Genomic DNA, 16,758 nt, shown 5'->3' with positions numbered 1-16,758 from the left:
CTGAATGCCAAGGAGATCGCAGATCGGTGTGTGGAGCGCGCCCCGGGTGGCGGTCGGCATCGGGTCGCCTCCCTAGACCGCGCTCGACCGCACGAAGGTCCCCGCGCCGTCGATGGCGCGCTGGCCCTCGTCGAGCATGGGGAAGAACCAGTGCCACACGTGAATCATGTCCGGCCACACCTCCAGGGTCGCGGCCACGCCGGCCGCCTTCGCGCGCTCGGCGAGGCCGACGGCGTCGTCCAGCAGCACCTCCTCGCTCCCCACCTGCACGAGCAACGGCGGCAGACCGGCGAGGTCGGCGAAGAGCGGAGAGGCGAGCGCGTTCTTCGGGTCCGTCGCGCCGAGATAGGCCCGCGCCATGAGCCCGACGCCCTCGCCGGTCACGATGGGATCGCTGGCCGCCTTCGAGGCGTACGAGGGCGCGGTGCACGTGAGGTCCACCCAGGGTGAGATGCAGATCCCAGCGGCCGGGCTCGGCAGCCCGCGGTCACGGAGGGCGAGAAGCGTCGCCACGGTGAGCCCGCCGCCCGCGGAGTCACCCGCGATCACGGTGCGCTCGGGACGGGCGCCGCGGTCGAGCAGCCAGCGATAGGCGGCCACCGCGTCCTCGATCGCGGCCGGGAACGGATGCTCGGGCGCGAGCCGGTAGTCGGGCAAGAGCGTCGCCGCCCCGGCCGCGCGGGCGAGGGCGGCGGCGAGGTGACGATGCGAGCGGGGCGAGCCGATGACGTAGCCGCCGCCGTGGAGGTAGAGCAGCGCGGCATGCTCGCGCGCGGCCGGCGGCTCCAGCCACTCGCCGGCGAGCTCGGGGCCCTGTGAGGGCTTGATCGTCACCACCTTCACGCCGACGTCGGGCGGCACGGGAAACACGCGCTCGGCGCGGTCGTACTGGGCGCGCCGCTCGGCCACCGTGGTGGCGGGCGGCACCTTGGCGAGGTGCTCACGGACCTTCGCGATGCCGCTCATCACTCGGCCTCCCTGGAGTCGCGGATCTTTCGCGTGCCTCGGATGACCGGCACCTCGGGATCCATCACGAAGCGGATGCGGGGCAGATCGGTGTCGCAGGTGCAGACGGTACACGCGATGGGATTCTCGAGCACGAGCCCGGGCGCGCCCCACGCGTCGCCGTCGAGCCGACTCACTTCCGGCCGCCCCCGCTCCGCCCTGTGGAAGGTGTAGCGGGGGTCCACCTGCACGAGCCAGGGCGCGGTCTTCCCGTCGAGCGGCGCCTGGGCCAGCGTCACCGAGTGGATGTACTGCACGTCGCCGCCCGAGATCGGCTGCGGGTCGACCAGCGCCGCATCCAGTAGGGGTACGCCCGCCCGCAGCACCTGAGCCATCACGCGGTCATGGCGCCGCTTGAGCGTCACCGTTGCCGCCGCCGCAGGAAGGCCCCAGCGCTGCGTGAGCGCCGAGGCAGCCTCGGGCGTGCTCGCGTACGCGCGGAGCACGAACCCGCGCGGATGCGCGCCCGCCCGCGCCATCAGCCGGAGCTGAGCAAGGAGGAACGGCCCCACGGGACTCTCGGGATACCGCGTCACCCAGATGGTCACGTAGGACGGGATGGCAGGATGCAGCGCCCTCGGCAAGAGCGCATGCGTCGAGCGCGGCACCTCGAGCGCCAGCTGGAGGATCTCGGCCTTCGGCAGGCTCCAGGGCTCGGTATCGAGGTCGCGCAGGGTGGGCAGGTGCGCGGTCGCGGTCGGCAGCTCGAGCGTCCCGAACAGTGGCATATCAGTTGCCGCTCTTCGTATCGCGGAACGCGGGCATCACTTCCTTGGCGAAGAGCCGGAGGCTCGCGAGCACGTCCTCCTGCGGGATGATCTCCAGCGCGTTCAGCAGGAAATTGACCCGGTCGACGCCGACCGCCTCCCACTTCTTCATCGCGCGGATGATGCGCTCGGGGCTGCCGAGGCCGAGGCCTTCGCCCGCCTGCTCGCTCGAATCGGGCCCGGTGGCCTGGCGCCGGAGCTGCGGAAGCAGGCCCAGCGATGGATACGAGCGCGAGGGATACGCCTCGCGCGCCGAGATGAGCTGGGACGCGAGGTAGTTGAACGTGTCGGCCATGCGCCGGCCCGTGGCGCGGGCCTTCTCGTCGTCCTCGCCGCAGTAGAGGAAGTTCACCGTGCTGACCTGATCGTTGACGAAGTCGCCCACCGGGTCGCAGAGCTGGATGCGCCGGCGGTACTCCGCGATACGCTTCTCCTGCTCCGCGAACTGGCCGAAGGTGAGGCCCAGCGAGCCCAGACCCCGGTCGGCCGCGTCCAGCTCGGTGCCGGGGCTGGTCACCGCCACCCACATCGGCGGGTGCGGCTTCTGATAGACCTTGGGAATGATGCAGCGCTCGGGCATGGACCAGAACTCGCCCTGGTACGCGTAGGTCTCCTGCGTCCACATCTTGGGCAGGCAGCGCACGAACTCATCCCACGACTTCTTGGTGATGTCGGGGTCGGAACGGAAGCCGCCCAGCTCGGTCCAGGTGGCGGAGCGGCCGGTGCCCACTTCCAGCCGGCCGCCCGAGAGGATGTCGAGGGTGGCGGTCCGCTCGGCAATCTTGATGGGGTGGTTGAACTCGGGGACGCACACGATGATCCCGTGCCCCACGCGGATCTTCTTCGTGACCATGGCGCACGCGGTGAGGAAGAGCTCCGGCGCCGGGCAGTGGGAATATTCCTCGAGGAAGTGGTGCTCGACCGCCCACACCTGGTCGAAGCCGAGCTCGTCGGCCCACTTCACCTGCTCGAGGGCATTGTTGTAGACGGTGCGCTCCGTCTCGCGCGTCCAGGGGCGGGGCACCGAGATCTCGTAGAAGAGACCGAACTTCATGACGTTTCCTCCTCGCCTCGTGGATGCCTCTAACGTTCGGTCAAGCGGGGGGGCGTTGTCAACGATGGCGCCTTGACCGCCCGGGACCCCACACGCTACTCTCGGTGCGCTTTAAATCCTCGGAATTCCGTCACAGGAGGCGTGGTGGCGCCCGAAAGTAACGCCGAGCTCGCCCGCGAGGTCGAACGCCTCCAAAAGGCACTGGAGAGGGAGCGTGCGCGGACAGCAACGCTCGAGACCCAGTTAGCGGAGGCCGGCGAGCAGCAGGGGGCGACGGCGGAGATCCTGAGCGTCATCCGTAGGTCTCCTACCGGCATCGAGCGCACCTTCGAGGTCATTGCCGCCGCGGCCACCCGGGTCTGCGAGGCCGACCTCGCCGGGCTCTATCAGTTCGATGGCGCGCTGATCCACTTCGTCGCCCAGCATGGGCGCACCCAGGAGGAGATCGACGCGGCGCGGAGCGCCTTCCCGCAGCCCGCCAATAACCACACCGTGACCGGGCGAGCCATCCTGTCGGGCAACGTCGTTCAGGTCGCCGACGCGAGCCGGGACCCCGACATGGCGGCGCCTCTCCGCCTGTTCCGAACCGCGCTCTCGTTGCCGATGACCCAGGATGGTCGAACCATCGGCGCGATCACCGTCGCGCGGCGTGTGGTGCAACCGTTCACCGACAGCCAGATCGCCCTGCTCCGGACGTTCGCGGACCAGGCGGTGATCGCCATCGAGAACGTGCGGCTGTTCCGGGGTCTCAGCGAGGCGCTGGAGCAGCAGACGGCGACCGCCGACATCCTTCGGGTCATCTCGGCGTCACCGACCGACGCTCAGCCGGTCTTTGACGCCGTCGTCCGGAGTACCGCCGGGCTATGCGGCGCGGTCGACGTGGCCTTGCTCCTGCTCCGGGATGGCGAGCTACGCCTCGGGGCCGGCGTCGGGCCGATGGCCGGTTCCATCCCCGCGGATCTGCGAATCCCCGTGACGCGCGGCTCGGTGGCCGGGCGCGTCGTGGTGGATCGGGCCGTCCTCCACATTCCCGACCTCGCCGCGGAGTCCGAGGCCGAGCTTCCCATCGGCCGCGAGCTTCAGCGGCGCTTCGGCCACCGGACCCAGCTCGCCGTCCCCCTGCTCCGCGACGGAATTCCCATCGGCGTGATCAACGCCTTCCGCCTGGCCGTCCAGCCCTTCACCGAGCAGCAGATCGAGCTGGTCAAGACCTTCGCCGACCAGGCCGTCATCGCCATCGAGAACGTGCGCCTGTTCACGGAGCTCAGCGCGAGTAACCGCGACCTGAGCGACACTCTCGACCGCCAGACCGCCACCGCAGACGTCCTCAGGGTGATCAATCAGGCGCAGGCGGAGATCCAGCCCGTGTTCGAGAGCATCACCGACAGCACCCTGCGGCTATTCCGCGCCTGGGCCGCCGCCGTGTATCGCTTCGACGACGGGCTGATCCGGCTGGTCGCGGCGCGGGGCGGCCTTCCGGGCAGTCAGCCGTCGCTGGACGAGCTTCGGACTCCGCGCCCTCCCACGGAGGATCTTGCGCCCGATCGCGCCGTGTTGACTCGCGGCGTGCAGCACGTCGTCGACGTGGAGACCGACCTGGCGGTGAGCGCGACGATGCGTCAGGTTGCCCGGGCAAGAGGGTTCCGGTCGGCAGTTTGGCTCCCGATGCTCCGGGGCAAGGACGTGGTCGGGGTCATCGGCGTCACGCGGCAGGAGGTCGGAGGCTTCACGCCGGCCGAGATCGCGGTGCTCCAGACCTTCGCCGATCAGGCCGTCATCGCCGTGGCCAACGCGCGGCTCCTGAGCGAGCTCCAGGCGAAGAACGCGAGCCTCACCGAGGCGCTGGAGCAGCAGACGGCCACCGCCGAGATCCTCCGCGTGATCTCGAGCTCGCCGACCGACCTCCAGCCGGTTCTGAACGCCGTGGCGGATAGCGCCGCGCGGCTCTGCGAGGCGGCCGACGCGGCCATCTTCCGCCTGGATGATGACGCCATCCGCTCCGTCGCCACCGTTGGGCCTCTCGGGCGGATCAGCGAGGCCCTACCCGTCTCGCGCGGGACCGTCATCGGCCGGGCCATCGTGGATCGCGAGACGGTGCACGTCGATGACCTGTCTGCGGTGCCGGAGTCCGAGCTCCCGGCCGGCCCCGCCCGGAAGCACGGGCTCCGGACGATGCTCGCCACACCCCTCTTGCGCGAGGGCGTTGCCCTTGGGGGGCTTCTCATCCGGCGCACCGAGGTCCGCCCCTTCTCCGAGCGCCACATCGCGCTCCTCAGGACCTTCGCGGATCAGGCGGTCATCGCAATCGAGAACGTGCGCCTGTTCACCGAGCTGGAGGCGCGCAATTCCGAGCTACGGGTCGCCCTCGAGCAGCAAACCGCGACCGCGGAGCTGCTCAAGGTGATCGGCCGCTCGACCTTCGATCTGCAGCCGGTGTTCGAGACTCTGATCGAGAACGCCGTCCGCCTGTGCGCGGCCGAGAAGGGTGTCGTGCTCCGTTACGACGGGGAGTACCTCCGCTTCGCCGTCGGTCACAATGTCTCTCCGGAGCTGCGTGAGTACTTCGACCAGCACCCCATCGCGCCCGGCATGGAGAGCAATGCCGGCCGCGCGGCGCTGACGCGGAAGACCGTCCACAATCACGACGTCCTCGCCGATCCGCAATATCGCTACGGGGGCGTCCTCGTCGACCCGTATCGAACCGTCCTCGGCATCCCCATGATGCGCGCCGACGAGCTCCTGGGCGTCATCATGATCTATCGCCACGAGGTTCGGCCCTTCAGCGACGGCCACGTCTCGCTGCTCGAGACCTTCGCCGACCAGGCGGCCATCGCCATCGAGAACGCGCGCTTGCTCACGGAGCTCCAGGCCAAGAACGCGAGCCTCACCGAGTCGCTCGAGCGGCAGACGGCCACCAGCGAGATCCTGAAGGTGATCTCCAACTCCCCCACTGACGTGCGGCCGGTGTTCGAGGCCATCCTCGCAAGCGCGGTCCGGCTTGCCGGCGGGCTGTTCGGCGGCATCTATCGGCTGGACGACGACGTGGTGGACTTCGTGGCCGGGCACGGCCTGAGCGCGGAGGCTCACGATCTGCACGCGCGATTCTTCCCGATGCATCCCGACCGACGCCTCCTTGGGGTCCGGGCGATTGTGGAGCGGGGCGTCGTCAACGTTCCGGACGTTCTCGCCGACCCCGAATACGCCGGAAAGGACTTTGCTCGGGCGGCCGGGTTCCAGGCCACGCTCGCGGTCCCGATGATGCGGGACGGCCGACCCATCGGGGCGATCTCCGTCGCGAAGGTGGAGGCCGGGCTCTTTCCCGAGAAGCAGATCGAGCTTCTCCAAACGTTCGCAGACCAGGCCGTCATCGCCATCGAGAACACCCGCCTGTTCACAGAGCTGGAGGCTCGCAACTCGGATCTGCGGGTGGCGCTGGAGCAGCAGACCGCAACGAGCGAGCTGCTCAAGGTCATCGGCCGATCCACTTTCGATCTCCAGCCCGTGTTCGAGACCCTCGCGGAGAACGCGGTACGCCTCTGCGAAGCGGAGCGTGCGTTCATCTTCCGTTTCGACGGTGAGGTGCTGCGCGTCGCCGCCAGCCACAACACCTCGCCCAAGCGCCATGCCTACGCGGAACGCCACCCGATCTCTCCGGGCCGACACTCCGCGGCGGCCCGTGCCGCGCTCGAGCGGCGGACCATCCACATTCACGACATCGCAGCCGACCCCGAGTACACGTACCGAATCGCGGACGCCGATACCATGCCCACGCGCACGGTTCTAGGCATCCCCATGCTCAGGGCGGACGAGCTGCTGGGCGTGATCATCATCTTCCGCCCAGAGGTTCGTCCTTTCGCCGACGGCCAGATCGCACTGATGGAGACCTTCGCCGACCAGGCGGCCATCGCCATCGAGAACGCGCGCTTGCTCACGGAGCTCCAGGCGAAAAACGCGTCCCTCACCGAGGCGCTGGAGCAGCAGACGGCCACCGCCGAGATCCTGCGCGTCATCAGTCGCTCGCCCACCGATGTCCAGCCGGTCTTTGACGCGATCGCAGCGAGCGCAGTCCGACTCTGCGACGCGGTCAATGCCCTGGTGATGCGCTTCGATGGGCAGTTGATCCACATCGCCGCCCATCACAATGTCTCTCCCGAACGGCTGGCGTCACTGAGTCGCACTTATCCGCGGCCGCCTTCGCGGGAAGGCGTGAGCGGTCGCGTGATCATCTCCCGCTCCGTGGTCCATGTTCCGGACGTCGACGCGGACCCGGAATACACGCTGCCCCTCGCCACCACGGTTGGTTATCGGACCGCGCTGGGCGTCCCCATGCTCCGCGACGGGGCGGCCATCGGCCTCATCCTCGTCGCCCGCGACCACGTGGCGCCCTTCTCCGACAAGCAGACCGCCCTGCTCCAGACCTTCGCCGATCAGGCGGTCATCGCGGTCGAGAACGTGCGCCTCTTCACCGAGCTGGAGGCGCGCAACGGCGAGCTGCGGGTGGCACTCGACCAGCAGACGGCCACCGCCGACATCCTCCGCACGATCAGCCAGGCCCAGGCCGATGTCCAGCCGGTGTTCGAGTCCATCGCCGACAGCGTCGTCCGCCTGCTGGACGCCTGGTCCGCCTCGGTGTTCCGGTGCGGCGACGAGAGGATCTGGATGGTAGCGGCGCGGGGCGGCCTGCCGGGCAGCAGCGAGACCTGGATGGGGGAGCTGGAGCACAAGCGGCCGCAGACCGACGACACCCCGCATGGCCGGGCCGCTTTGACCCGCACCGTGCAACACATCGCCGATGCGGAAACCGACCCCTCGCTCTCACCCTTCATCCGCGAGGGCACTCGCGCGCGGGGATCCCGCTCCGTGCTGGTGGTGCCGATGCTGCGCGGCTCCGACGTGCTCGGCGTCATTGGGGTGAGCCGGCGCGAGGCGGGAGGTTTCACGACGGCAGAGATCGCGCTCGTGCAGACCTTCGCCGACCAGGCGGCCATCGCCATCGAGAATGCGCGGCTCCTCACCGAGCTCCAGGCCAAGAATGCGTCCCTCAGTGAGGCGCTCGAGCAGCAGACCGCGACCAGCGAAATCCTTCGGGTCATCTCGAGCTCGCCGACCGATGTCGCGCCGGTCTTCGAGGTGATCGTCGAGCACGCCTGCCGGCTCTGCGATGGAGTTTTCGCGAACGCGGTGCGGTTCGACGGGGCCGAGATGCACCTCATGGCCCAGCACGGCTTCGGGCCCGACGCTCTCCAGATGCTTCAGCGCGCCTTCCCGGCACCGGCGACGCGCTCCAGCATGTCGGGACGGGCCATCCTCGCCGCAACGGTCGTCCAGTCCGAGGACATTCGTGTCGACACCGAGGCTGGCATCTCGCGCCAGCTCGCAGACGTGATGGGCTATCGGGCCCAGGTATCGGTCCCCATGCTGAGGGACGGCACGCCCCTGGGCACCATTACCGTGGCCCGCCGCGAGCGCGGCCCGTTCCCCGATCGCCAGGTCGAGCTCCTCCGCGCGTTCGCCGATCAGGCGGTCATCGCCATTGAGAACGTGCGGCTCTTCAAGGAGCTGGACGCGCGCAACAACGAGCTGCGGGTGGCGTTGGAGCAGCAGACGGCGACGGCGGAGCTGCTGAAGGTCATCGGGCGCTCGACGTTCGACCTTCAGCCCGTCTTCGACACGCTGGCCGAGAACGCCTTCCGGCTCTGCGAAGCCAAGCAAGCCGCCATCTTCCGCTTCGACGGCGAGCATCTTCGTATCGTGGCGCTCGGCAACGCGACGGCGGAGCAGCTCGCGTTCTACGAGCAAAATCCCATCGCGCCCGCGCGGGGAAGCGGCGCGGGACGCGCCGCCCTCGAGCGACGCACCATCCACATCGCGGATGTCCAGGTCGAGCCGGGCTTTACCTCGGCGATACGTGACGTCTCCCCCGTCCGGACCGTTCTCGCGATTCCCATGCTCCGTGGCAACGAGCTGCTCGGGGTGATCGCGGTGAACCGGCACGAAGTACGTTTGTTCACCGACAGCCAGGTCGCCCTTATGGAGACCTTCGCCGACCAGGCCGCCATCGCCATCGAGAATGCGCGGCTGCTGACCGAGCTCCAGGCCAAGAACGCGAGTCTCACCGAGTCCCTCGAGCAGCAGACCGCGACCGGCGAGATCCTGCGCGTCATCAGCCAGTCGCCGACCGACGTCCAGCCGATCTTCGATGCCATCGTCCGAAGCGCCGTCCGTCTGTGCGACGGAGTGTTCAGCGTTGTCCTGCGTTTCGACGGCGAGACGCTGCAATTCGTCGCGCAACACAACTTCGATCTGCAGGCGGAAGCGGCTCTCCGCGGTTGGTTCCCACGGCGCGCCGTCGCCGACCGTCTCGTCGGCCCCGTCGTCCTGGAGCGGCGTGTGATGAACGTGGCGGACGTCACCGCCGAATACCGCTTTGCCGCGGGCCAGAAGGAACAGGGATACCGCAGCGCCCTGTTCGTGCCGATGATCCGCGACGGCGCGGCCGTCGGCGTCATCGGCGTCTCCCGGATGGCCGCCGAGAAGTTCCCGGACAACCAGGTCGAGCTGCTGAAGACGTTCGCCGACCAGGCGGTGATTGCGATCCAGAACGTTCAGCTCTTCACCGAGCTGGAGGCGCGCAACAGCGAGCTGCGGGTGTCGCTCGAGCAGCAGACCGCGACAGCCGAGCTGCTCAAGGTGATCGGGCGGTCCACCTTCGACCTCCAGCCCGTCTTCGACACACTGGCCGAGAATGCGGTCCGGCTATGTGAGGCGGAACGGGCGTTCATCTTCCGCTTCGACGGCCAGTTGCTACGCGTGGTCGCGCACAGCAATGCCACGGAGGAGTTGATCACCTGGGTCCAGCAGAACCCGATCCCGCCTGGACGCCATAGCGTTTCCGCTCGCGTGGCCGTCGAGCGGCGCACTGTCCACGTTCACGATGTGCGCGCGGACCCCGAATACACCTACAGCCTGTTACACATGGATCCGTACCGTACCTCGCTGGGCGTTCCGCTGCTGCGGGGGGAGGAGTTTCTCGGCGTCATCCTCATTCACCGGCTCGAGGTCCGCCCGTTTACCGACAGCCAGGTCGCGTTGATGGAGACCTTTGCCGACCAGGCCGCCATCGCCATCGAGAACGCGCGCCTGCTCACCGAGCTCCAGGCCAAGAACTCCGACCTCACGGACGCGCTCGAGCAGCAGACGGCCACCAGCGACATCCTGCGGGTGATCTCCAGCTCGCCCACCGACGGTCAGCCGGTGTTCGACGCCATCGTGCGGAATGCCCGCCGCCTCTGCGATGCGAGCTTCAGCGTTGTCTTCCTCGCCGAATCCGGGCAGCTCCTGCTTTCCGCCGTCGAGGGCGTGAATCCGGACGGAGTTGCCGCCTTGCGCGAGACCTATCCCCTTCCCATCGACCGCGGCACCACGTCGGGGCGAGCGATTATGGACCGGCGCGTCATCCACGTCGAGGACTCCTGGCTCGACGCTGCCTATACTCATCCGCTACGCGACGCAATCGCGCTGCGATCGATCCTCTCCGTTCCGATCTTCCGCGACGACCTGGCCGTGGGCGTCATCAGCGTCTGGCGCGGCGAAGCGAGGCCCTTCACCGACAAGCAGATCGCGCTCCTCGAGACCTTCGCCGAGCAGGCGGTCATCGCTATCGAGAATGTCCGGCTGTTCAAGGAACTGGAGACGCGCAACAGCGAGCTTCGGGTGTCCCTCGAACAGCAGACCGCCACGAGCGAGCTCCTCAAGGTGATCGGCCGCTCGACCTTCGACCTCCAGCCGGTGTTCGAGACCCTGGCGGAGAACACCGTCCGGCTGTGCGAGGCAGAGCGGGCGTTCATCTTCCGGTTCGACGGGACCTTCCTCCGGGTCGTGGCGACCCACAATGTCCAGCCCGAGTTCCGCGAGTGGGTCGAGCGCAATCCCATCTCCCCGGGGCGCCAAAGCTCGGCGGCGCGTACGGCGCTGGAGCGCCGCACCATCCACATCCACGACGTCACGGTGGACCCGGAGTACACGTACGGAGCCAAGCAGGTCGACCCGATTCGCACGGTCCTGACCGTTCCCATGCTCCGGGCCGGCGAGCTCCTCGGCGTGCTCTTGACCTACCGGAATGAGGTCCGCCCCTTCAGCGACGGCCACATCGCCCTTCTCGAGACCTTCGCCGACCAGGCGGCGATCGCCATCGAGAACGCTCGCCTGCTCACCGAGCTCCAGGCCCGCACCGATCAGCTCACACGCTCGGTCGATGAGCTCAAGGCCCTCGGAGAGGTCAGCCAGGCACTCAGCTCCACCCTCGACCTCGAGACTGTGCTCAGCACGATCGCCTCGCGCGCGAGCCAGATCGCCGGCACCGACACCTGCACCGTCTACGAGTACGACGAGCAGGCGGAGGCGCTCGTCTTCCGCGCCACCCACAACCTGGCCGAGGAGGTCGTGGCGGTGATGCAGCGCACGCCGATCCGCCGGGGCCAAGGCGTCGGCGGGCGCATGGCCATCACCCTCGAGCCCGTCCAGGTCCCCGACATCGCCGAGGCGGGCGCCTACACCGGCCCCCTGCGCGACGTCCTCCTGAGCACGGGCCATCGCGCCGTGCTCGGGATCCCGCTGCTGCGCGAGGGGCACCTCATCGGCGGACTCACCGTGACGCGGCAGGCGCCGGGCGAGTTCCCCGGCCAGGTCGTCGACCTCCTGCGGACGTTCGCGGGCCAGTCGGCCCTGGCCATCCAGAACGCGCGGCTCTTCCGCGAGATCGAGGACAAGGGGCGGCAGCTGGAGGCAGCCGACCGCCACAAGTCCGAGTTCCTCGCCAACATGTCCCACGAGCTCCGCACGCCGCTGAACGCCATCATCGGCTACAGCGAGATGCTGCAGGAGGACGCCGCCGACCTCGGCGCAGAGCAGTTCACCGACGATCTCAAGAAGATCAACGCCGCGGGCAAGCATCTGCTCGAGCTGATCAATGCGGTTCTCGACCTTTCCAAGATCGAGGCCGGCAAGATGGACCTCTATCTCGAGACGTTCGACGTGGCGACGCTGGTCCACGACATCGTGGCCGTCATCCAGCCGCTCGCCGCGAAGAACGCCAATCGCCTCGAGGTTCATGGCACCGACTCGGTGGGCACGATGCGCGCCGACCTGACCAAGGTACGGCAGGCGCTGTTCAACCTCCTCAGCAACGCCTGCAAGTTCACCGAGCAGGGCGCCATCACCCTGGACGTGGCGCGCGAGATTTTGGACGGCGCGGACTGGCTGGTGTTCCGCGTCAGCGACACGGGCATCGGCATGTCGCCGGAGCAGCTCGCCAAGCTCTTCGAGGCATTCACCCAGGCCGACGCGGCGACCACGCGGAAGTATGGCGGCACCGGGCTCGGCCTCGCGCTGAGCCGCCGGCTCTGCCGCATGATGGGCGGCGACGTGGTGGCGGCCAGCGAGTCCGGGCGCGGTAGCACCTTCACGATCCGCCTGCCCGCGATCGTGCGCGACGCGACCGAGGAGGCGGCGGCGACGGCGGCCGCGCCGGCCGAGCGCGCCGCGTCCGGGGTCGGCACAGTGCTGGTGATCGACGACGAGGCGGCGGTGCGCGATCTCATGCAGCGCTTCCTCGGCCGCGAAGGCTTCCGTGTCGTCACCGCGGCGAGCGGCGAGGAGGGGCTGCGCCGCGCGCGCGAGCTCAAGCCCGAGGCCATTACCCTCGATGTCATGATGCCGGGCATGGACGGCTGGGCCGTGCTATCCGCGCTCAAGAGCGATCCCGCCACCGCCGACATCCCGGTGGTGATGCTGACCATCGTCGACGACAAGAACCTGGGCTACGCGCTGGGTGCGGCCGACTACCTCACCAAGCCCATCGATCGTGAGCGGCTCACCGCCGTCCTCGGCAAGTACCGCCGCGATCAGCCCGTGCTGGTGGTGGATGATGACCCCGAGGTCCGGAGCCTCCTGCGACGCATGCTCGAGCCCGCAGGTTTCGCGGTCGTTGAGGCGGAGAACGGCCGCGCGGCGCTGGAGCGCCTGCGCGAGGTGAAGCCCACCGTCATCCTGCTCGACCTCATGATGCCGGAGATGGACGGCTTCGCGTTCGTGTCCGAGTTCCGCCGCCACGAGGCGTGGCGCGGCATCCCCATCGTCGTCGTCACCGCCAAGGACTTGACGCGCGAGGACCGGGAGCGCCTCAACGGCTACGTCCAGAAGATCCTGCTGAAGGGCGCGCACGGCCGCGACGAGCTGCTGGCGGACGTGCGCGAGCTCGTGGCGGTCAGCGTGGCCGCGCGGAGGCCCACGACCTGATGCCCAAGATCCTGCTCGTCGAGGACAACGAGATGAACCGCGACATGCTCTCGCGCCGCCTCGTGAAGCGCGGCTACGACGTCGCCATCGCGGTGGACGGCGAGCAGGGCCTCGCCATGGTGCGGTCGGAGGCGCCTGCCCTCATCCTGATGGACATGAGCCTGCCCGGCATCGATGGATGGGAGGCCACGCGCCGGGTGAAGGCGGCGCCGGAGACGCGCGGCATTCCCGTCATCGCGCTCACCGCGCACGCCATGGCCGGCGACCGCGAGAAGGCGCTCGCCGCCGGCTGTGACGACTTCGACACCAAGCCCGTCGATCTTCCGCGCCTCCTGCAAAAGATCGAGGCCCTCATCGGACCGGCGGCGGGAGCGTGACCATCGACCTCGCCGCCCAGCTCCGCCACGAGCTGCGCACGCCGCTGAACCACATCATCGGCTACGCCGAGATGCTGCTCGAGGAGCTGGAAGGCGATGACCGGTCCGTCCTCGCCGCCGGCCTCGGCGCGGTGCGCACGGATGCCCGCGAGCTCCTGGCCCGGCTCAACACCGCGCTGGCGGAGGGCGAGGGGGGGCCGCCCGATCTCGCGGCCGCCCGGAGCAGCCTCGCCCCCGTGCTCGAGCGTCTCCGCACCGCGACGGACACCGTACGCCGGCAGGCCGCGGAAGCCGGCGCCGGATCGCTCGCGCCCGACCTCGAGCGGATTCGCGCTGCCACCGAGCGTCTTGGCGGGCTGCTCGGCGAAGGCGGCATGCCTGGCGCCTCATCGCCGAGGGCGACTGCGGAGACGGCCGGCGCGGGCGCCGAGCCCGGCAAGGCTCGGAGCGTCATCCTCGTGGTGGACGACAACGAGGAGAACCGCGACTTGCTGATGCGCCGGCTGCGGCGCCAGGGCTACGAGGTGTTGGCGGCGTCGGGTGGCCTGCCCGGGCTCGACGTGCTCGCGCGCACGGCGGTCGATCTCGTGCTGCTCGACGTCATGATGCCCGACCTGGACGGCTACGCGGTGCTCCAGCGCATCAAGGGGGACCCCGCGCTACGCGACATTCCCGTGCTCATGATCTCGGCGCTGGACCAGATGGACAGCGTGGTGCGCTGCATCCAGCTCGGCGCCGACGACTATCTCGGCAAGCCGTTCGATCCCGTGCTCCTGCAGGCGCGGGTGGGCGCGTGCCTCGAGAAGAAGCGGCTCCACGACGAGGAGGCCCGCCACCGGCGCGCCCTCGCGGAGATGAACCGAACCCTCGAGCGGCGCGTGGCCGAGCAGGTCGCCCAGCTCGAGCGCCTCGGCCGCCTCAAGCGCTTCTTCTCGCCTCAGCTCGCGGAGGCCATCGTCGCCGGCGGCGCCGCAGACCCGCTCAAGACCCACCGGCGGGACATCACCGTGGTCTTCCTGGACCTCCGTGGCTTCACCTCGTTCGCGGAGACCGCGGAGCCCGAGGAGCTGATGGAGATGCTGCGCGAGTACCACGCCGAGATGGGCCGGCTCATCCTGGCCCACGAGGGCACGCTCGAGCGCTTCACCGGCGACGGTCTGATGATCTTCTTCAACGACCCCGTCGAGGTGCCGGACCCGGCGGCGCGCGCCGTCCGCATGGCGGTAGCGATGCGCGACGTTCTCGAGGGACTGAGCGCACGGTGGCGCAAGCGCGGCTGGGACCTTGGCGCGAGCATGGGCATCGCACAGGGCTACGCGACCATCGGCGCCATTGGCTTCGAGGGGCGCTGGGACTACGGCGCCATCGGCACCGTCACCAATCTCGCCGCGCGGCTCTGCGCGGAGGCCAAGACGGGGCAGCTCTTCATCTCGGCCAAGGTGGCCGCGGCGGTGGAGGGGCTGATCGACGCCGAGGACGTCGGCGCGATCACGCTCAAGGGTCTCTCGCGGCCCGTGCGGATCTGGAACGTGCGCGGCTTGACTCGCTAGCCCTCAGGGGGGACCGTAGGCCCCATGCATGATCTCGTGATCGACAACGCGCGCATCGTGGACGGCACCGGCGCACCCGCCCGGATGGGCGGCGTCGCGCTATCCGATGGACGCATCACCGCCGTGGGCATCGGCGCGGGCGAGGCGGCCCGCGAGCGCCTGGACGCGCGCGGCCTCGTGCTGGCGCCCGGCTTCATCGATCCCCACACCCATTACGACGCGCAGGTCGCGTGGGATCCTCTCCTCACGTGCTCGTCCTGGCACGGCATCACCACCGTGGTGATGGGCAACTGCGGCGTGGGCGTGGCGCCCTGCCGGCCCGCCGCGCGCGAAACCCTCATGGGCGACCTGGTCAACGTCGAGGCGATCCCGCTCGAGGTCATGCGGCGGGGCATCGGCTGGGAGTGGGAGTCCTTCGGCGAGTACATGGACGCGCTCGCGCGCCGGCCGCTCGGCATCAACGTGGCGCCGCTCATGCCCCTCACGCCGCTGCGCCACTACGTGCTGGGCGAGGCGTCCTTCGACCGCGCGGCGACGCCGGAGGAGACGGCGACGCTGGGCCGGCTCTACGGCGAGGCGCTGGACGCGGGGGCGTTCGGCCTCTCCACCACGATCCTCGCCAATCACGTGGGCGACCAGGGGCGGCCGCTCGCCTGCCGGCTCGCCAGCCCGGACGAGCTGCGCGGGCTCTGCGGCGAGATGCGCCGGCGCGGCAAGGGCGTCATCGAGGCGGCCATCACCTCCCTGCCCGACCGCGTCACCGACGAGGAGTACGCGACGCTGGAGCTGCTCGTGAACGAGAGCCGCCGACCGGTGACCTATCTCGCGGTGTTCGCGCGGCCGGGCCGGCCGCCGGGCGCGCACGAGGAGGTCGTCCAGCGCATGGCTCCCCTCCTCGGGCGCGAGCGCGCAGTGCCGCAGGTGTCGTGCCGGCCGCTGCGCATCCAGTTCACGCTGAAGAACCCCTTCATCTTCGCCACCATGGCGACGTGGGGCCAGGCCTTCAACCGCCCCGAGACCGAGCAGCGCGCGCTCTACGCGAGCGAGACCTTCCGCAGCCGGTGGAAGGAAGAAATGGAGCGCCGGCGCATCTTCCGCGGCCAGTGGCGCCGCATCACCGTGCGCGATGCGGCGGGCGCGGCGACGCTCGCCCTCGCGGGGCAGTCCATCGCCGAGATCGCGGAGGGGCGGGGCAAGGATCCGGCCGACACCATCCTCGACATCGCGCTCGCCGATGGGCTCGAGACCCTCTTCGACTTCCCCGTGATGAACCAGGACCCCGAGGGCGTGAAGCCGCTCGTCACCGACCCCCGCTTCCTCATCGGGCTCTCCGACGGTGGCGCCCACGTGGATCAGCTCTGCGATGCGGGCTACGCCACGTATCTCCTCGGCAAGTGGGTGCGTGAGCGGCAGGCGCTGACGCTCGAGGAGGGCGTGCGGCGCCTCACCTCCGAGGTGGCGGCCTTCTTCGGCATTCGCGACCGCGGCGTGGTCGCGCCCGGCAAGGCGGCGGACCTCACCCTCTTCGATCCCGACACGGTGGACGACGTGCCGCCCGAGTACGTGCGCGACCTCCCCGGCGGCGGCAAGCGCCTGGTCGCCCGCGCCCGCGGAGTGCACGCCACCATCGTGAATGGCCGCGTGCTCTATCAGCACGATGTCCACACCGGGGTCTGGCCCGGGACGGTGCTCCGGAGCGGCACCTGAGG

Annotated in this window: 7 protein-coding genes; 4 read left to right on the top strand and 3 right to left on the bottom strand. The window is 69.5% G+C overall.

The features are described from left to right. Window positions 1-72: 72 nt before the first annotated feature. The 3 genes from VFX14_11150 to VFX14_11140 are packed head-to-tail and all read right to left on the bottom strand — an operon-like array spanning window position 73 to window position 2,826. Window positions 73-966 carry an alpha/beta hydrolase gene (locus VFX14_11150; GenBank protein ID HEU5190237.1) on the bottom strand — a complete coding sequence of 298 codons (894 nt, stop codon included), beginning with the start codon at window positions 964-966 and terminating at the stop codon, window positions 73-75. Beyond that, the gene (locus tag VFX14_11145) at window positions 966-1,733 is read right to left on the bottom strand and encodes an acetoacetate decarboxylase family protein (protein ID HEU5190236.1); all 768 of its coding nucleotides are present in this window, start codon (window positions 1,731-1,733) and stop codon (window positions 966-968) included. The genes VFX14_11150 and VFX14_11145 overlap by 1 nt, the downstream gene beginning before the upstream one ends. A 1-nt stretch (window position 1,734) precedes the next feature. Next, window positions 1,735-2,826: an LLM class flavin-dependent oxidoreductase gene (locus VFX14_11140; GenBank protein HEU5190235.1), complete on the bottom strand. Its 1,092-nt coding sequence runs from the start codon at window positions 2,824-2,826 to the stop codon at window positions 1,735-1,737. A gap of 144 nt (window positions 2,827-2,970) precedes the next feature. On the opposite strand from VFX14_11140, the gene VFX14_11135 reads away from it, so the two are divergent. From VFX14_11135 to VFX14_11120, 4 genes are read left to right on the top strand one after another with little or no spacing between them, the layout of a single operon-like run. Next, window positions 2,971-13,122 (top strand): GAF domain-containing protein, encoded by a 10,152-nt coding sequence (locus VFX14_11135; protein HEU5190234.1) that lies wholly within the window; start codon window positions 2,971-2,973, stop codon window positions 13,120-13,122. Continuing rightward, window positions 13,122-13,499 (top strand): response regulator, encoded by a 378-nt coding sequence (locus tag VFX14_11130; GenBank protein HEU5190233.1) that lies wholly within the window; start codon window positions 13,122-13,124, stop codon window positions 13,497-13,499. The genes VFX14_11135 and VFX14_11130 overlap by 1 nt, the downstream gene beginning before the upstream one ends. Next, a complete protein-coding gene (locus VFX14_11125) occupies window positions 13,496-15,049 on the top strand; it encodes a response regulator (protein ID HEU5190232.1) in 1,554 nt (517 codons plus the stop codon). The genes VFX14_11130 and VFX14_11125 overlap by 4 nt, the downstream gene beginning before the upstream one ends. A 24-nt stretch (window positions 15,050-15,073) precedes the next feature. Then, window positions 15,074-16,756, top strand: coding sequence for an amidohydrolase family protein (locus VFX14_11120; protein HEU5190231.1), 1,683 nt, complete (start codon window positions 15,074-15,076; stop codon window positions 16,754-16,756). The last annotated feature ends 2 nt before the right edge of the window (window positions 16,757-16,758 follow it).

The sequence above is a fragment of the Candidatus Methylomirabilota bacterium genome (assembly GCA_035764725.1).
GTDB lineage: Bacteria > Methylomirabilota > Methylomirabilia > Rokubacteriales > CSP1-6 > DASRWT01.
The sequence above is the reverse complement of the archived record's forward strand: the minus strand, read 5'-3'. Positions and strand labels throughout refer to the sequence as shown.